At 75.4% G+C, this 16,303-nt stretch carries 18 protein-coding genes; 7 read left to right on the forward strand and 11 right to left on the reverse strand.

The window, feature by feature from the left end; genetic code table 11:
• Nucleotides 1-57: 57 nt before the first annotated feature.
• From ACH495_RS20110 to ACH495_RS20145, 8 genes are all read right to left on the reverse strand, one after another.
• On the reverse strand, nt 58-528 hold the full coding sequence (locus ACH495_RS20110) for a GNAT family N-acetyltransferase (protein WP_396859259.1): 471 nt from the start codon (nt 526-528) through the stop codon (nt 58-60).
• A 16-nt stretch (nt 529-544) separates the two neighbouring features.
• Nucleotides 545-1,153, reverse strand: coding sequence for an ATP/GTP-binding protein (locus ACH495_RS20115; RefSeq protein ID WP_107162530.1), 609 nt, complete (start codon nt 1,151-1,153; stop codon nt 545-547).
• Nucleotides 1,134-1,523 (reverse strand): DUF742 domain-containing protein, encoded by a 390-nt coding sequence (locus ACH495_RS20120; protein WP_281938657.1) that lies wholly within the window; start codon nt 1,521-1,523, stop codon nt 1,134-1,136. Before ACH495_RS20120 ends, ACH495_RS20115 begins: the two co-directional genes overlap by 20 nt.
• Nucleotides 1,520-1,945, reverse strand: a complete 426-nt coding sequence (locus ACH495_RS20125) for a roadblock/LC7 domain-containing protein (protein WP_181569355.1) — start codon at nt 1,943-1,945, stop codon at nt 1,520-1,522. The genes ACH495_RS20120 and ACH495_RS20125 overlap by 4 nt, the downstream gene beginning before the upstream one ends.
• A 66-nt stretch (nt 1,946-2,011) precedes the next feature.
• Nucleotides 2,012-4,465, reverse strand: coding sequence for a nitrate- and nitrite sensing domain-containing protein (locus ACH495_RS20130; protein ID WP_396859260.1), 2,454 nt, complete (start codon nt 4,463-4,465; stop codon nt 2,012-2,014).
• Between the two features lie 80 nt (nt 4,466-4,545).
• The gene (locus tag ACH495_RS20135; RefSeq protein WP_396859261.1) at nt 4,546-6,099 is read right to left on the reverse strand and encodes a prenyltransferase/squalene oxidase repeat-containing protein; all 1,554 of its coding nucleotides are present in this window, start codon (nt 6,097-6,099) and stop codon (nt 4,546-4,548) included.
• Entirely contained in the window at nt 6,096-6,956 is an 861-nt protein-coding gene (locus ACH495_RS20140; RefSeq protein WP_396859262.1) for a terpene synthase family protein, read from the reverse strand. Before ACH495_RS20140 ends, ACH495_RS20135 begins: the two co-directional genes overlap by 4 nt.
• Before the next feature lie 11 nt (nt 6,957-6,967).
• Nucleotides 6,968-8,305 carry a cytochrome P450 gene (locus ACH495_RS20145; RefSeq protein WP_396859552.1) on the reverse strand — a complete coding sequence of 446 codons (1,338 nt, stop codon included), beginning with the start codon at nt 8,303-8,305 and terminating at the stop codon, nt 6,968-6,970.
• Between the two features lie 338 nt (nt 8,306-8,643).
• On the opposite strand from ACH495_RS20145, the gene ACH495_RS20150 reads away from it, so the two are divergent.
• Entirely contained in the window at nt 8,644-8,892 is a 249-nt protein-coding gene (locus tag ACH495_RS20150; RefSeq protein ID WP_107162524.1) for a DUF2630 family protein, read from the forward strand.
• Between the two features lie 178 nt (nt 8,893-9,070).
• Here ACH495_RS20150 and ACH495_RS20155 read toward each other — a convergent pair whose 3' ends face one another.
• From ACH495_RS20155 to ACH495_RS20165, 3 genes are all read right to left on the reverse strand, one after another.
• Nucleotides 9,071-9,997, reverse strand: coding sequence for a serine protein kinase RIO (locus tag ACH495_RS20155; protein ID WP_396859263.1), 927 nt, complete (start codon nt 9,995-9,997; stop codon nt 9,071-9,073).
• 170 nt (nt 9,998-10,167) lie between these two features.
• Nucleotides 10,168-10,812, reverse strand: a complete 645-nt coding sequence (locus ACH495_RS20160; RefSeq protein ID WP_396859264.1) for an HAD family hydrolase — start codon at nt 10,810-10,812, stop codon at nt 10,168-10,170.
• A 57-nt stretch (nt 10,813-10,869) separates the two neighbouring features.
• Nucleotides 10,870-11,712: a carbon-nitrogen hydrolase family protein gene (locus tag ACH495_RS20165; RefSeq protein WP_396859265.1), complete on the reverse strand. Its 843-nt coding sequence runs from the start codon at nt 11,710-11,712 to the stop codon at nt 10,870-10,872.
• A 79-nt stretch (nt 11,713-11,791) separates the two neighbouring features.
• Between ACH495_RS20165 and ACH495_RS20170 the strand changes: the two genes are divergently transcribed.
• The 6 genes from ACH495_RS20170 to mug all read left to right on the forward strand — a co-directional run bounded on the left by ACH495_RS20170 (nt 11,792) and on the right by mug (nt 16,181).
• Nucleotides 11,792-12,364: a TetR/AcrR family transcriptional regulator gene (locus tag ACH495_RS20170; RefSeq protein WP_107162520.1), complete on the forward strand. Its 573-nt coding sequence runs from the start codon at nt 11,792-11,794 to the stop codon at nt 12,362-12,364.
• Nucleotides 12,365-12,458: 94 nt separating this feature from the next.
• Nucleotides 12,459-13,379, forward strand: a complete 921-nt coding sequence (locus tag ACH495_RS20175) for a TIGR04222 domain-containing membrane protein (RefSeq protein WP_396859266.1) — start codon at nt 12,459-12,461, stop codon at nt 13,377-13,379.
• On the forward strand, nt 13,376-14,194 hold the full coding sequence (locus tag ACH495_RS20180) for a DUF692 domain-containing protein (RefSeq protein ID WP_396859267.1): 819 nt from the start codon (nt 13,376-13,378) through the stop codon (nt 14,192-14,194). Before ACH495_RS20175 ends, ACH495_RS20180 begins: the two co-directional genes overlap by 4 nt.
• Nucleotides 14,191-14,637, forward strand: coding sequence for a hypothetical protein (locus ACH495_RS20185; RefSeq protein ID WP_396859268.1), 447 nt, complete (start codon nt 14,191-14,193; stop codon nt 14,635-14,637). Before ACH495_RS20180 ends, ACH495_RS20185 begins: the two co-directional genes overlap by 4 nt.
• A gap of 32 nt (nt 14,638-14,669) precedes the next feature.
• Nucleotides 14,670-15,431: an SDR family oxidoreductase gene (locus ACH495_RS20190; RefSeq protein WP_396859269.1), complete on the forward strand. Its 762-nt coding sequence runs from the start codon at nt 14,670-14,672 to the stop codon at nt 15,429-15,431.
• A gap of 129 nt (nt 15,432-15,560) precedes the next feature.
• Nucleotides 15,561-16,181 carry a G/U mismatch-specific DNA glycosylase gene (mug, locus tag ACH495_RS20195; RefSeq protein ID WP_396859270.1) on the forward strand — a complete coding sequence of 207 codons (621 nt, stop codon included), beginning with the start codon at nt 15,561-15,563 and terminating at the stop codon, nt 16,179-16,181.
• Nucleotides 16,182-16,303: the final 122 nt, after the last annotated feature.

Here is a 16,303-nt window from a genome sequence, read left to right on the forward strand (position 1 = left end):
AATTATGCCTGAGAGGTATACCGCCCAACAGCGATGTGTTCCTTCGCGAGGTGACGCTCAGTCACGCTCACCGGCGGTCAGGTCCTTGCGCATCTGCTGGGTGACCACGCGGTAGCCCGACGTGCGGTAGAGCGTCGCGGCCGTCTCGTTGGCCCCGAACACGTTGAGTTCGAGCGCCCGCGCGCCCCGCTCCCGGGCCGCCCGCTCCCCCGCCGCGAGCAGCGCCCGGCCCAGGCCCTGACCGCGGTGGTCGGCGACCACCTCGAGGTCCTGGAGGAAGGCGCAGTGCGACAGGCCGCGCGGATGGGTCAGGCTGATCCACAGGCGACCGATCGGCGACCCGTCCGCCAGCACACCGACCAGCAGCAGCTCGCCGGCGGTGGCCAGGCCGTCCGGCAGCTGGGCGGCGATGGCCTTGCGCGCCCGGCCGGGCCCCTCCTCGGCCGTCCAGTTGCCGGCCGAGACATGTTCCCGCGCGTACTCGGTGGCCAGCTCCGTCTGCCAGCGGTCGAACTCGTCCGGGGTCATCGCCCGGAGGGTCACCTCAGTCACCGGCGGCCCGCCGACGCGCCTCACGCAGCTTCATGGCGTGCTCCAGCAGCGTGATCAGCACCTCCTTGGCCGACTCGCGCTGACGCGCGTCGCAGAGCACCACCGGCACGCCCGGATCCAGGTCGAGCGCCGCCTGGACCTCGTCGAGCCGGAACTGCCGGGCCCCCTCGAAGCAGTTCACCGCCACCACGAACGGCGTGCCCCGCCCCTCGAAGTAGTCGATCGACGGGAAGCAGTCGGCCAGCCGGCGGGTGTCGGCGAGCACCACCGCGCCGAGCGCGCCGAGCGCCAGCTCGTCCCAGACGAACCAGAACCGGTCCTGGCCGGGCGTACCGAACAGGTAGAGCACCAGATCGTCGCTGAGCGTGATCCGGCCGAAGTCCATCGCCACGGTGGTGGTCGACTTCGCCTCCACCCCGGACAGGTCGTCGATGCCGATCCCGGTCTCGGTCAGCACCTCCTCGGTACGCAGCGGCCGGGTCTCGCTGACCGCGCCGACCATGGTGGTCTTGCCGACGCCGAAACCACCGGCGATCAGGATCTTGATCGCGGTGGGCAGCGGCGCCGCTCCCGCCGGCCGCTCAGAGCGCCCGTAGTCCATTGATTACCGCCTCGAAAACATGCTCGTCGGGAAGGCCGGCGGGGGTGGCGCGCGGCTCGCGTACCTGCACCAGACTGCGGGCCGCCAGGTCTCCGAGGAGGACCCGGACGGTGCCCACCGGCAGGTCGAGGTGGGCGGCGATCTCGGCCACGGAGAGGATCCGCTGACAGAGGCCGACTATCGCCACGTGCTCCGGGCCCAGCCCGGACTCCGACCCGACCTCGGTGCGGGTCGCGGTCACCAGGGAGATCAGGTCGAACGTGCCGGTCACCGGGCGGGCCCGGCCACCGGTCACCGCGTACGGGCGGACCACCGGACCCGCGTGGTCGTCGACCCACTCCTGCTCGGTGGGCTCCCCCCGGCCGGTCATCGTGCCGCGTTCTCGCCGAGGGGCTGTTCCCGGGTGGGTGATGCGACGAACCGGCCGACCCGGGTGACCAGCATGGCCATCTCGTACGCGATCAGGCCGACGTCCGCGTCCTCCGACGCCAGCACCGCGAGGCAGGCGTTCCGGCCCGCCGCGGTGACGAACAGGAAGGAGGACTGCATCTCGATGATGGTCTGCTGCACCTGACCACCGCCGAACCGCTTGCCCGCGCCCCGGGCCAGGCTCTGGATGCCCGCCGCCATCGCCGCCAGGTGCTCGCCGTCGTCCCGGCTCAACCCGCGGGACGAGGCCATCAGCAGTCCGTCGGTGGAGAGCGCCACGGCGTGTTCCGCCTGCTTGACCCGGCCGACCAGGTCATCCAGCAGCCACGCAAGATCCGCGCTCGAAGCCGTCTTCTGCGCCACTCGTCGTCCTCTTCTCCCCGGCTGGTGTGCCGTTCTCGTCCCGGATGCGTCGGCGTCGACGCCCGGTCAGGTGACCTGCTCGTTTCCGTCGGCCGGCCCGTCACCGGCCCCGTGCGCCCCGCCGAGCAGCCGCGCCGCGTCGGTGCGGCCACGTCGGGTTCCACTCTGGTAGGAGCTCATCATCCGGCGTACCTGCTCCGGCGCGCGCGCCGTGTCGTCCGCCCCGTCGTCGTCCACCTCGGACGGCTCGTGCCGCAGCTCCGGCACGAGGCTGGCCTGGCGTACCCGCACGGGCAGCCCGGCGTCGGTCTTCGGCGGGGTCGTCTCCTCGACCGCCGCCGCCGGTGCGACGCGGTTCTCGACCACGGCCAGCTCCGCGGTCGGCCCGGCCACCGCCGGCTGCCGTTTGCGGGTACGCGCCGGCAGCCCGGACGGGGTCAGCCGGGGCGCCGGTGGTGCCGGCTCGGCCTCGGGCGTACCGGCGTCGACCGGCTCGGCCACGGCGGCGTCGCCGGCCGCGCCGGCCCGGACCGCGACGGTCTCCTCGCCGGGCCGGGTCGGGTCGTCCGCCGGCGCGGCCGGCACCGCCGCCGACGGGGCGGTGCGGGCGCGGACGTCGCCGGACCCGTCCGGGTCGCCGGCGTCCGTGGTGATCAGTTCCCGCGGGATCAGCACCACCGCGGTCGTGCCGCCGTACGCGGACTCCCGGAGCTGCACCCGCACGCCGTGCCGCTCGGTGAGCCGGCTGACCACGAACAGGCCGAGTCGGGCGGCGTCGGCCAGGTTCAGCTCCGACCGGTCCACGATGCGGGCGTTGGCGGCGGCCAGCTCGTCGCCGCTCATGCCGAGGCCCCGGTCCTCGATCTCGATGGCGAAGCCGTTGGCGACCAGTTGGCCGCGCACCTCCACGGTGGTCTGCGGCGGCGAGAAGGACAGGCCGTTCTCGATCAGCTCGGCCAGCAGGTGGATCACGTCACCGACGGCGCGGCCGGTCAGCGACACCGCGCCCAGCGGCCGGACGGTCACCCGGGTGTAGTCCTCGACCTCGGCGACCGCGCCGCGCACCACGTCGACCATCGGCACGCTGCGCCGCCAGGCGCGACCGGGCGTCGACCCGGAGAGCACGATCAGGTTCTCCGCGTTGCGCCGCATCCGGGTGGCCAGGTGGTCGACCCGGAACAGGTCCTCCAGCTCCTCGGCGTCGTGCTCCCGGCGTTCCATCGCGTCGAGCAGCGTGAGCTGGCGGTGCACCAGCGCCTGGGTGCGCCGGGCCAGGCTGAGGAACACGTCGCGGACGCTGCGGCGCAGCTCGGCCTGCTCGACGGCGGTGCGGACGGCGGTCTCCTGGACCACGTTGAAGGCCTTGCCGACCTGGCCGATCTCGTCGTCGCCGAACTGCAGGGGTGGCGCCTCCCGGGCGACGTCCACCTCCTCGCCGTGCCCCAGTCGCTCCACCACGCTGGGCAGCCGCTCGTTGGCCAGCCGGAAGGCGGCCTCGCGCAGCCGTTCGAGCTGCCGGACCAGCGCGCGGGTCGTGGTGATCGAGACGATGACGGACGCGACGACGGCGATCAGGCCGAGACCGGCGGCGAGCACCAGCCGGACGATGACGCCGACCGCGACCGGGGTCGCCCGGGACACGATGTCCTCACCACCGGCGAGGATCACCCCACGCAGGTCGGCCATCGCCCGGTCGGCGGCGGCCCGCCAGGCCGCGGCGGTGACCGGCGGACGGACGTCCTCGCCCTTGGCCGCGAGCACCCGGTCCTGGAGCGTGCGCAACTGGCCGAACGCCTCGCCCTCGACCATCTGCTGGTAGCGGGCCCGGTCGGTCGGGGCGAGCTCGCGGGCGGTGCGGTCGGCGAGGAACCACTGGGCGCCGACCAGCCGGGCGAACGCGGTCTGCTCGGCGACGGTCAGCCGGTTGGCCGAGACCGCGCCGGTGAGCAGCGCGTCCTGTTGGGACAGCAGCTCGCGGGAGCGGTTCAGGTCGATCAGCGCGGCGGTGTCCCGGGCGATCTGGTCGTCGTCGAGGCCGCCGAGCGCGTCGAAGACGGCGAAGATGCCGTCGACCGCCTCGTCGTACGCGCTCAGCGTCGCCGTCCGGTCGATGGTCTTGCGGCCCACCTCGTCGCGCACCTGGACGAGCTGGCCCAGCTCGGCCTTCAGCTCGGCGAGCCGCTGTTCCAGCTCCTCGCTGGCCGGGACCTCGGTGCGCCAGTCCTGCACCGAGTCCCACAGCGCGGTGGCCGCGGTGTCGGTGCGCCCGCGCTGGGCCTGGAGCTCCTGCAACTGCCCGGGGTCGGACTCACCCAGGTAGCGCAGCGAGAGTCGGCGCTCGCTCTGCAGCTCCAGCAGCAGCGGATCGCTCGGCTCGAAGACCCGCGCGTTGAGCGCCTGCACGCCGAGCAGGTTGAACCCGTCCCGCACGGTCACCCAGGCCGCGAACGCCCAGAGCGCCGTCAGCGACGCCAGCAGGGCGATGATCTTCGTACGGAGATTCGTACTGCGGGAACCCATCACACCGTCCTGGCCCGGTCTTCGGTCGGTCCGGAATCCGATCGACTCCGGCGCACGCTAGCAGCCGTCGTGAACTCCATTCAAGCGATCCTGATCATGGTGGGTGCCGGACGCGGCGACGCCCAGCCGGCCCGCCCCGACGCGGCCAGCACCGCCGCGCGCACGATCCGGGTGGGACGGTAGAGGTCCTTGTCGTGCCAGAGTGCCGGCCCGCCGTCGCGTCCGTCCAGCTCGGACAGTCGGACCCGCCCCCGGGCCAGTGCCGCGGCGATCCGGGCGTCCCCCGCGCGGCCGGCGCCGGCCAGGGCGAGCACCGCGTACGCGGTCTCCTCGGCGGTGCCGTGCCAGCGCCCCCAGGATCCGTCGGACCGCTGGGTGTCCAGCAGCCAGCCGACGCCCCGCTCGACGGCGGTCCGGGCCGCGCCGTCCGGCGCGTGGTCGGCCAGGGCGAGCAGCACCGCGTACGTCGCGTAGTACGCCGAGGCGTGCCAGCGGTCGTCCCACCGCCCGTCCGGCTCCTGCCGCTCGACCAGCCAGTCGGCGACCCGGCGCCGGGCCGCCGTCACGCCGGGCCGGCTGGGATGCTCGCCGAGCGCGTCGAGCACGTGCGCGTTGGTGGTCAGCGAGGCGCCGTCCTCCCCCGGCCAGGTGCAGAAGTGGCGCCCGGTGTCGTACCCGGCGAGCGGGGCGACGCCGAGCGGCCGGCCCAGGCGGGCCAGCACGTAGAGCACGACGGCTGTGGTGTCGGCGTCGGCCGGCAGGCCGGGCGCGGTGGCCGCGCCGGCGCTGCCGACGGCGGCGTGCAGCTCGGACAGCACCGGCTCCGGCACGCGCACCGGGACGCCGGCCCGGACCAGGACGGCGAGCACCCAGGCCCGTTCGAAGACGGTGATCGGGCTCGCGCAGGGCACCGGCCCGGCCCGGCCGACCGTACACAGGTAGTCCAGGGCCGGACCGGGCTCGGGCCGACCGAGCCAGGCGGCCGTGGCGGCCGGGGAGGCACCCACCGACCCGCTCGCCGAGGGGCGGACACCGGCCGCCCCGGACGCCAGTTCGCCGGTCACCTCCAGCGCGTGCGCCAGCTTCTCCGGGACCGGCCGGCCGGTGGCCAGCAGTCCGCGTACCCGGGTCAGCCGGGCCGGGTCGAGACCGGCCGGCAGCGGCAGGCGGGGCCGGTCCGCCCACCCGGCCAGCCCGGGCGGCGGACCCGCCGGCCCGGTGAGCCGCCGGTCCACGGCGGCCAGCAGCGCCGGCACGATCAGGTCGGTGGCCGGCAGGTCGGGCGGGGTGTCACCGGTCAGCGCGGCGGCCAGGAACGCCAGGCCACGGTGCGCGGCGGCGGACGGCGTCGCCGCCGGCCCGGCCCGGTGCAGCTCGGCCAGCAGGGCCTCGACGGCGCTCAGCGTCGGCACCAGCGCGTAGCCGCCGGGGCCGCCCCAACCGCCGTCCGGGCGCTGCCGGTCGAGCAGCCAGGCCAGGCGCGCGTCGTGGCCGGGCAGCCAGGGCGCCAGCGCCACGAGCCGGCCGGTCTCGTAGACCGACGGCGAGGTCTGCCCCGTCGGGTCGTCCGCGAGCGCGTCGACCAGCTCCCGCGCGGGCCCGGTCCGGGTCGCGGGTTGGGCGGTCAGACTCACCGCACGCCCCAGAAGTCGGTGTGCCGGTAGAACCCGGTGGTGAAACCGAGCTGGCGGGACAGGAAGTCGGCTTCCCGGGGCACCTCGTCGGCCAGCTTCGCCAGCAGCACGCGGCAGTGGTCGACCTGCTCGGCGAACCGCCGCTCGACCTCCGCCGGGTCGTCCACCAGCAGCAGCGCGTTGAGGTCGCCCGACGCCGCGTCCCGACGATGGGTGCCGAGGTCGTTGACCAGCCGCAACGCCCGCTGCACCTCGTCGCCGACCTCGATCAGCCGGTCCAGCTCGGCGGCGTCGGCGACCGATCCGGTGTGGATCCAGTGCGCCACGTTGACCACCGTGGCGGCGAGATTGTCCGCGTTGGCGAGGTATTCGGCGAGCGTGGGACGGCCGGTGCGCCGCCACGTCCACTCGCGGGCCATCGCGTCCAGCGTGCGTTCCATCGTGGTGCGCCAGCGCCCGCGCAGGGCGTGGTAGCCGGGTGCGGTGGCGACGTCGTCGCGCAGCTCGGCGAGGAACCGGCCGAGCGGGTCGTCGACCTCGGCTCCGTCGAGCACGTCCAGGCAGGTACGGGTGATCCGGTCCACCTCGGCGCGGCTGGTCGCCCGGTGGTCGACCAGCCAGTCGACCGCGAAGCCCCACAGCACCGCGCGGTTGGTGACCGCCAGCTCGGCGGCGGTGTGCCAGGGGGCGCTGAACGCCATCGCCGAGGCGATGCTGCCGAACAGCGTCGCGTCGAACGGGTCGCCGGGGAACAGGTCGGGGTGCGCGGCGGCGACCCGTCGCAGGCCGCGCTGGCCGTGCGCGACGAGCGCGGAGATCCGGCCCTGTTCCGCCGCGGCGGCGATCACGTCAGGCATCGGTCCGCCGGTCACACCGGCTCCGCCCGGCCGGCCGCGAGCAACGTCAGCTCGACCCGCTCGCGCGGTCGCAGCGCCGCCGCCAGCCGCAGCCCGGGCACGCCGGTGCGGTGCAGCCGGAAGCGGTAGCGGCTGAGCATCGTGGCGAGGATGAGCTGGGCCTCCAGATAGAACAGGTACATGCCGAGGCACTGGTGCGGCCCGCCGCCGAACGGGAAGTGGGCGTAGCGGTGGCGGTTCCGGACCTGCTCCGGCCGGAACCGCTCCGGGTCGAACTCGTCCGGCCGGTCCCAGAACTGCCGCATCCGCTGGGTGATCAGCGGGCTGACCGCCATGGTGGCGCCGGCCTCGATCGGCACGCCGTCGATGACGTCCTCGGCGACCGCGCGGCGCGGGATGATCCAGCCGATCGGGTAGAGCCGCAGCAGCTCGTCCAGCACCATCTTGGTGTAGGTGAGTCGGGTCAGGTGCTCCCGGCGTACCGGCCCGTGGCCGACCACCTCGTCGATCTCGGCGTAGAGCCGCTCGGCGACCTCGGGGTGCTGGTGCAGGTGCGGCCAGGCCCAGGTGAGCACGTTGATGGTGGTCTCGGTGGTGGCGGCGAACATGGCCACGGTGTCGTTGCGGACCTGCCGCTCGTCGAGCTGCCGGCCGTCCTCGGTGCGGGCCCGCCACAGCGTGGAGATGATGTCGTCGCCGGAGTCGGCGTCGTCGCGGGTCTGCCGGACGATCGGCACCAGCACGTCGTCCACCACGCGCACCGCGCGGCGGAACGCCCGGTCGCCGGGCATCGGCAGCGACAGCGGCGCGAACGGCACGACGATGCGGGGGATGACCGCGGTGGCGATGCGGTCCTGGGCGTCGATCACGCGCATCGCGTCCGGCACCGAGATGCGGTCGGCGAAGAGCACCTTCATGATCGCCCGGCTGACGATGCGGGCCTGTTCGACGCCGATGTCGACAGGTCGCCCGGCGCGGTACGGCTCGTCCAGCTCGTCGACGGCGTCGGAGATGGCGTCGGCCATGCCGTCGATGAGCGCCTCCACCCGCTTGGCGGTGAACATCGGCTGCAGCATGCGGCGGCTGGCCGACCAGATCTGTCCCTCGCCGAGGATGCCCTCGCCGAACAGCCGCTTGACCGGGCGCCAGAACAGTCCGTCGCCGGCCCGCTCGTAGTTGTCCGCCCGGTCGCGCAGCACGTGCTGCACGTGCCGGGGATGGGTGACCAGGTACGGGCGGAACGAGCCGAGGTTGAGCCGGACCACGTCGCCGCCGGTGCGGTTGCCGACGTCGATCAGCGCGCGGGCCGGGTCCCGCAGGACGGCGGGCAGGATCTGCCGCAGCGGCACGGCGTGCGGCCGGCCGGTGGGCCGGGACAGGCCGGGCGAATCGACCACCTGAACGCTCCCTCGGGTAGCTGAGGGTCGTTACCCCGTCTCGACCCGTGAACGTTGCTCGCGAGCATGCCATCCTGAGCGATGAATCAAAAGCCCAGGCCGGAGGATATTTCACTTAACAACAATCTCTTTGTCGAGAATGGAGCCGGTGGGATATGCGTCACGCCGAAAGGTTTGCGGGTAAGGCGGGGCCCCCGCTTAACGCATGCGGTATAGGCCGGGACCCCGCTTAACACTCCCCGCGCGCGGGAACGCGGGCGCGGGCGCGTCGGCTGTGCCAAGCTTCGGGCATGGACGACAAGACCATCCTGAGCCGGATCTCCGAACTGGTCGACGAGGAGCACCGGCTGCGCGCCGGCGCGCAGCAGCACGAGGCCGGCACCGACGACGAGGCCCGCGAGCGGCTCCGGCACCTGGAGGAGTCCCTGGACCAGTGCTGGGACCTGCTCCGCCGCCGCCGGGCGGCCCGGCAGGCGCACGGCGACCCGGACGCCCAGGGCGAGCGCCCGGTGCCGGAGGTCGAGCGCTACCTCCAGTGACCCGTGGTCCGGACGGCGAGGCCGACACCGCCGTCCCGGACGGCAGGGCAGACACCGCCGTCCCGGACGGCAAGGCCGACACCGCCGTCCCGGACGGCAAGGCCGACACCGCCGTCCCGGACGGCAGGGCCGAGCCGGCGTCCCGAGCGGGACGGATCCCGCCCGGGACGCTCGTGGTTCAGCGGATCCCCGCCTCCCGCAACAGCGCCTCGGTCAGCGCCGCCGGGTCGGTGTCGGCGGCGGGCAGCCCCCGGGCGGTGAACCAGGCGGCCACCACGCGCACGTCCCGCGCCAGGAACTCGGCTCCCTGCGGGTTGGCCACCACGTCCACCACCTGCGGCAGGTCGATCATGACCAGCCGACCGGCGTGCACCAGGAGGTTGTACGGGGACAGGTCACCGTGGGCGTACCCGGCCCGCGCCAGCACGACCAGGGCGTCGACCAACTGGCTCCACAGGTCGCGCAGCTCGTCGTCGTCGGGCCGCACCTGGGCCAGCCGGGGCGCGGCCTCGCCCGCCTCGGCGTCGCCCACGAACTCCAGCATCAGCTCGGTGCCGAGCAACTGCACCGGGTAGGGCACGGCGATCCGCCCGGAGGCGGCGCCGATCTCCCAGAGCCGGGACAGCGCGGCGAACTCGGCCGCCGCCCACTGGCCGGCGATCATCTGCCGGCCGAACGCGGTGCGCCCGGCCATCGCCCGCATCTCCCGCGACCGGCGTACCCGGCGGCCCTCCAGGTAACCGGCGTCGCGGTGGAAGAGCCGGTGCTGGGCGTCCCGGTAGCGCTTGACCGCCAGCAGGCAGCCCCGGTCGGTGTCCGGCACCGCGCGGCGGACCAGGTGGACGTCCGCCTCCTTGCCGGTCTTGAGCATCCCGAGCTCGGTGTCCCGGGCGGCCAGCTCGGTCACCAGCCAGGCCGGGTGCGGCTCCGGGCCGTGGACGGCCTGGTCCCAGGAGGACCAGCGGTCCTCCGCGTCGGGCTCGGCGTCCGGGTCGGCGAGGGTCGGGGCCGGCCGGCCCCGCTTCAGGTAGTCGGGTTCGTCGTCGTCGAAGCGGCTCTTGCCGCGGCCACGGCGCGGCTGCGCCGGGAAGTCGTGATCGCGCACAGGTGGATCTGTCCTTCGGTCGAGTCTGGTGGGGGCAGGTGGAACGACCCTGCAAAGACGGCCATGACCGACCTCCCCTCCTCGACCGGGCGACCCCGGCTGCGCCCTCGCGCGGCCCCATGCTCGTGGGCCGTCCCGGGCGGGCGCAACCGGTTTTCGCGCGGCCCGGCTCAGCCCGCCAGCACCGCGGCCACGGCCGGGATCAGGCCGTCCTCCACCCGGGTCGGCGCGAACCGGGGATCCGACCAGCGGCGGCCGCGGTGCAGCCAGACGCTGGGCAGGCCCACCGCGGTCGCGCCGCCGATGTCGGCCTCCGGGCTGTCACCGATCACCCACGCGCCGCGCAGCGGCAACCGGGCCCGCTGGGCGGCGAGCGCGAAGATCCGCGGATTGGGTTTGCTGACCCCGGCCTCCTCGGAGATCACCCAGTCGGCGACGTACCGGTCCAGGCCGGTCTTGCGGATCTTGGTGTCCTGCTGGCGCGACGCGCCGTTGGTGACCACGACCGGCACCCAGCCCGCGTCGGCGGCGATCCGCAGCGCGCAGGCCACCAGCGGGTCCAGCCGCATGAGCGCCACCACGCCGTCGTGCAGCTCCTCGACCAGGTCGATCGAGGGAATGCGCAGGCCGTAGCGGTCGCGGATGGCGTCGGCCACGTCCCAGCGGTTGGTCAACCCGTCGGCGTCGACGGAGACCAGCCAGTCGAGGTCGATGGGCGGCGCGCCGATGCTCTCCAGGAAGCGTGCTCCCCAGGCGCGGAACGGCCCGTCGCGGTCCAGCAGGGTGTCGTCCAGAGCGAGCAGGAGCAACGGCACCTGAGCACCCTACGGGAACGGCCGGAGCACCGGCAGGGCCGAGGGTCCCGGTCGCGGTCAGGCGACGAGCGTCGTGCGGGCGGCGCCGCCGTCGGGCAGCCGGTCGAGCAGCATGGTGTGTGCCGCGCGGGTGTCCGCCAGGACGGCCGGGTCCAGCGTCGCCACCAGCACGTCCTCCCCGCTGTCCGCACCCCGGGCCAGTGGCCGGCCCTCCGGGTCGTAGACCGCCGCGCCACCGTTGAACCGCCAGGGATCCACGCCGCCGACCGCGTTGGCGAAGACCACGAACATGGTGTTGTCCAGCGCGCGGGCCGGGTAGTAGAGGTCCCGGCGGTGCGCCGAGCCGGCCAGGTAGCCGCTCGGGCAGAGGTAGCCGTGCGCGCCGTCGCCCGCCGCGGCCCGGCCGTGCTCCGGGAAGCAGCCGTCGTAGCAGATGCCGAGGCCGAACCGCCACCGGTCGACCAGCAGCGTGGCACCGCGCCGGCCGGCGTCGAACAGCTCGCGCTCGCCGCGCCAGAGCTGCTGCTTGTCGTACGCCGCGGTGACCGTGCCGGCCGGGTCCACCACCAGCGACGAGATGGTGCGCCGCCGGTCGGGGTGGCGGACCGCCGCGCCGATCACCACGGCGGTCCCGCCGTCCCGGGCGGCGGCGCGCAGCGGGTCCAGCCGAGCGTCGTCGACCCGCCCGTCCGGGTCGGCGGCCACGTCCGTCCCGTCCGGGTCGGCGCCCAGCGTCGGCGGGTGGTACGCGGGCAGGAACAGCTCGGGCAGCACCACGACGCGTGCCCCGGCGGCGCGGCCGACCAGGCGGGCGGCGGCGCGGGCGTTGCCGGCGACGTCGCCGGGCGTCGGTTGCGCCTGCACGGCGGCGACGGTCAGCGGGGCGGTGGGGAGCGGCACGCCCGGATCGTAGCGAACCCGTCTCGCAAGCCGTACGTACGGTTTGCGTCGACCCCCCGCCACCTGCGACGATCGTCCGGTGCCCAGAGTAAGTCAGGACCAGCTCGACGCGCGCCGGCAGGAGATCCTCGCCGCGGCGCGGGCGTGTTTCGCCCGGCACGGCTACGAGGGCGCCACCGTGCGGCGGCTGGAGGAGGCCACCGGCCTGTCCCGGGGCGCGATCTTCCACCACTTCCGGGACAAGGACTCGCTCTTCCTCGCCGTGGCCGAGGACGACGCCGCCGCCATGGTGGAGACCGTCGCCCGCAACGGCCTGGTCCAGGTGATGCGGGACCTGCTCGCCCGGGCGGTCTCCCCGGACACCACGGGCTGGCTCGGCAGCCAGCTCGAGGTCTCCCGCCGGCTGCGGACCGACCCGGCGTTCGCCAAGCGCTGGTCCGAGCGTTCGGCGGCCATCGCCGAGGCCACCCGGGAGCGGCTGCTCCGCCAACGCGAGGCCGGCGTGCTCCGCGACGACGTGCCGATCGACGTGCTGGCGCAGTTCCTGGAGCTGGCCTACGACGGGCTGGTGCTGCACCTGGCGATGGGGCGGCCGGCCGGCGACCTGACCCGCGTGCTGGACCTGGTCGAGGAGGCCGTCCGCCGGCACTGACGTCTCGGTCCGGTAACTGCCCGCACCGCGGAGATCGACACTGGCGTACCTGCTCCACAATGAGCCGCGACCCCCCTCGCGACAGGAGCACAGCATGACCGTCCTCGCGGCCGACACCTGGGGCATTCCCGGCCCCGTCTTCCTGCGCTGGTATCTCGTCGCGACCGTCGTGCTGGTCGTCGGCGCCACGGTGTACCGGTTCCGCGCGCTGGCCGGCACCCCGGTCGCCGATCACGGCTCGCTCGGGCCGCAACAGGTCGCGTACCTCAACGGGGGCGACCAACTCGCGGTCTGGACGTCGCTCGGCGGGCTGCGCCGGGCCGGCGCGGTGGGCGTGCACCCGGACCGGCGGCTCGCCACCGGCGGGCCGCTGCCGGCCGGGCTCACCCCGCTCGACCAGGCCGTCCACCACGCGGCCGGCCGTGGCCTGCGCGCCCGGGAACTGGCCGGTGACGAGTGGGTCCGACGGGCCCTCGACGAGCTGCGCGACGGCCTGGTCCGCCGCGGCCTGGCCCTGGACCCGGAACGGCGCCGCACGCTGCGACGCGGGTCCACGCTGCTCGGCCTGCTGCTGGTGCTCGGCGTGGCGCGTGCCTTCGTCGGGCTGACCAACGGCCGGCCGGCCGGCTTCCTGCTGCTCACCCTGGTCCCGCTCGTCGTCGCGTTCCTGCTGCTCAACCGCGTGCCGTGGCGCACCCGGGCGGCCACCGCCGCGCTGCGTGACCTGCGCCGCCGGCACACCGCGCTGCGCCCCGCCGCCGCGCCGGCCTACGCCACGTACGGCGCGTCGGCCACCGCCATGGCGGTGGCGCTGTACGGCACCGCCACCCTCTGGACGATGGACCCGGGCTTCGCGGAGCAGGCCGAGATCCAGCGTCAGGCGATGGGTACGGCGGGCAGCTCCGGCAGCTCGTGCGGCGGCTCCTCCTCCTGCTCCGGCGGCTCCTCCTCCTGCGGCGGCGGCAGCTCCTGCGGCGGGGGCGGCGGCTGCGGGGGTGGCGGGTGCGGCGGATGAGCGGCCCGTCCGGCGTCGGCATCGGCTGGCGGCCCGAGATCGCCGGCTTCGTGGCCGAGCTGCCGGGGCTGCGCTTCGTCGAGGTGGTCGCGGAGGCGGTCGCCCCGGCGGGGCCGCTGCCCGACGGTCTGGCCGAGCTGCGCGCCCGCGGCGTCACTGTCGTACCCCACGGGGTGCGGCTCTCGCTCGGCGGCGCGGAACCGGTCGACCCGGCCCGGGTGGCCCACCTGGCTCGGGTGGCCGCGGCGCTGGACGCGCCGCTGGTCAGCGAGCACATCGCGTTCGTGCGGGCCGGCGGCCTGGAGGCCGGCCACCTGCTGCCGCTGCCGCGCAGCCGGGAGGCGGTGGCCGCGGTGGTGGCCAACGTGCGGCGGGCGCAGGCGGAGCTGCCGGTGCCGCTGGCGCTGGAACCGATCGCGGCGCTCTTCGACTGGCCCGACGACGAGCTGGACGAGGCCGACTTCCTCACCGAGATCCTCGACGCCACCGGCGCGCTGCTGCTGCTCGACGTCGCCAACGTGCACGCCAACGCGCGTAACCGGGGTGGCGACCCGGCCGCGCTGCTGGACCGGCTGCCGCTGGAGCGGATCGCCTACGTCCACGTGGCCGGCGGCGCCGAGGCCGGCGGCTTCTACCACGACACGCACACCGACCCGGTCCCCGCCGAGGTGCTCGACCTGGTCCGGGACCTGTGCGACCGACGCCGGCCGCCGGCGCTGCTGCTGGAACGCGACGGCCACTACCCGCCCGCCGCCGAGCTGCGCGGCGAGCTGGACGCGCTGGCCGCCGCCTCCGGGCACCCGGTGGTCACGTGAGCGGCGACCTGGCGGCCCGGCAGGCCGAGCTGGTCGCGGCGCTGGTCGCCGGCGGGCCGCTGCCGCCCGGCTTCGCCCCGGCGCCGGTCGAGGCCGCCCGCCGGGCGCTGATACGCAAACGCGCCGGCGACGTGGCCCGGCACTGGCCGCTGCTCGCCGCCGGCCTCGGTGCCGACTGGCCGGCGGTGTTCGTCGACTGGGCGGCCGGCCGCCCCACCAACGGCTCGCTGCGCGACGGCTGGGACCTGGCCCGCGAGCTGCGCGACCGGGGCACGCTGCCGCCGCTGGGCGCCGACGAGCTGGCCGGGCGCGAGGCCGCGAGCCGCTACGACGGCCGCGGCGCGCCCCGACCCCGTAGCCTCCCGGCGTTCGCCCGCACCGGCGGCGCCGTCGCGGTCCAGCTCGCCGGCCGGGTACGCCTGCTGCGGCCCGCCCCGCGCTGACAGCTCCGGCCCGATGCGGCAGGATCGGGCCCATGGATCTCGGACTGGCCGACCGGGTGTACGTGCTGACCGGCGCCTCCGGTGGCCTCGGTCTCGCCACCGCCCGGCAGCTCGTCGCGGACGGCGCCCGGGTGGTGGTCGCCGCCCGGGCCCCGGAACGGGTGGCCGCCGCCGTCGAGGCGCTCGGCGACCCGGCGCGGGCCATCGGGCTGACCGCCGACCTCGCCGATCCCGGCACCCCGGACCGCCTCGTCGCGGCGGCCCGCGAACACTTCGGCCGGCTCGACGGCGCGCTGGTCTCGGTCGGCGGACCGCCCCGGGGCACCGCCGCCGAGGTCACCGACGACCAGTGGCGGGAGTCGTTCGAGACGGTCTTCCTGGGCAGCGTCCGGGTCGCGCGCACGGTGGCCGGCGCGCTCACCGACGGCGGCGCGATAGCGCTCGTGCTCTCCACCTCGGTGCGCGCGCCGCTGGCCGGCCTCGGCATCTCCAACGGGCTGCGGCCCGGCCTGGCCGGGGTGGCGAAGGACATGGCCGACGAGTACGGCCCGCGCGGCGTACGGGTGGTGAGCCTGCTGCCCGGCCGGATCATGACCGACCGCAACCGGGAGCTGCTGGCCGCCTCCGGCGACGCCGACCGGGCCCGCGCCGAGGCGGAGGCGGTGATCCCGCTGGGCCGCATCGGCGATCCCGCCGAGTTCGGCCGGGTCGCCGCGTTCCTGCTCTCCCCCGCCGCGAGCTACGTCACCGGGGTCACCGTGCCGGTCGACGGCGGCGCGCTGCGTGGCCTGTGAGGACACGTCGGTGACCTCGCAGCCCGGTGCCGGCACGCCGACGCGCCAGCGGTTCGGAGCCGGCACGCCGATGCGCCAGCGGTTCGGAGCCGGCACGCCGATGCGCCAGCGGCCCGCGGCGGCACGGCGATGAACGACCGACGCCGCCCCGCCGGCGGGCGGCCCGAGCCCGCGACCGGTCCCGGCTCGCCGGCCCGGCGCCACCCGCGACCCAGCCGGGAGCAACTCGCGGCGGCGGCCGACCGGCTCCTGCCCGACGTGATCGCGCCCGGCCTGGACGTGCTCTTCGTCGGCATCAACCCGGGCCTGTGGTCGGCGGCCACCGGCTGGCACTTCGCCCGGCCGGGCAACCGGTTCTGGCCGGCGCTGCACCGCGGCGGGTTCACCCCGCGCCTGCTGCACCCCAGCGAGCAGGACGAGCTGCCCGCGCTGGGGCTGGGCATCACGAACATGGTGGCCCGGGCCAGCGCCCGCGCCGACGAGCTGACCGCCGGGGAACTGGTCGACGGCGCGCGGGTGCTCACCGACAAGGTCGAGCGCCACCGGCCGCGTTGGGTGGCGGTGGTCGGGGTGACCGCCTACCGGATCGGGTTCGCCCGGCCGAAGGCCGGCTTCGGGCCGCAGCCGGAGCCGCTCGGGCCGGCGCGGCTCTGGGTGCTGCCCAACCCGAGCGGGCTGAACGCGCACTTCACCCCGGAGACGCTCGGCGCCGCGTTCGGTGAACTGCGCGCCGCGGTCACCGGCGCGTAGCGCCTCCGGTTCCGCTCACGACCTCCCGGCCTGCGGTGACGTACCGCGACGGCGGGACCGCGTGGGGTAGACGCGTGCTGCGAGAATCGCCGTCGTGCAGGGGTTGGTCGCGTCCGGGCCGT

The sequence above is a fragment of the Micromonospora sp. NPDC018662 genome, assembly GCF_044391475.1.
Classification (GTDB): Bacteria; Actinomycetota; Actinomycetes; order Mycobacteriales; family Micromonosporaceae; genus Micromonospora.

Excerpts from the sequence above, each read along its gene's own strand:
- ACH495_RS20175 (WP_396859266.1), top strand. The coding sequence starts at position 12,459 with ATGACCGTCCTCGCGGCCGACACCTGGGGCATTCCCGGCCCCGTCTTC.
- ACH495_RS20115 (WP_107162530.1), bottom strand. The coding sequence starts at position 1,153 with ATGGACTACGGGCGCTCTGAGCGGCCGGCGGGAGCGGCGCCGCTGCCC.
- ACH495_RS20130 (WP_396859260.1), bottom strand. The coding sequence starts at position 4,465 with ATGGGTTCCCGCAGTACGAATCTCCGTACGAAGATCATCGCCCTGCTG.
- ACH495_RS20180 (WP_396859267.1), top strand. The coding sequence starts at position 13,376 with ATGAGCGGCCCGTCCGGCGTCGGCATCGGCTGGCGGCCCGAGATCGCC.
- mug (WP_396859270.1), top strand. The coding sequence starts at position 15,561 with ATGAACGACCGACGCCGCCCCGCCGGCGGGCGGCCCGAGCCCGCGACC.
- ACH495_RS20140 (WP_396859262.1), bottom strand. The coding sequence starts at position 6,956 with ATGCCTGACGTGATCGCCGCCGCGGCGGAACAGGGCCGGATCTCCGCG.
- ACH495_RS20150 (WP_107162524.1), top strand. The coding sequence starts at position 8,644 with ATGGACGACAAGACCATCCTGAGCCGGATCTCCGAACTGGTCGACGAG.
- ACH495_RS20120 (WP_281938657.1), bottom strand. The coding sequence starts at position 1,523 with ATGACCGGCCGGGGGGAGCCCACCGAGCAGGAGTGGGTCGACGACCAC.
- ACH495_RS20190 (WP_396859269.1), top strand. The coding sequence starts at position 14,670 with ATGGATCTCGGACTGGCCGACCGGGTGTACGTGCTGACCGGCGCCTCC.
- ACH495_RS20110 (WP_396859259.1), bottom strand. The coding sequence starts at position 528 with ATGACCCCGGACGAGTTCGACCGCTGGCAGACGGAGCTGGCCACCGAG.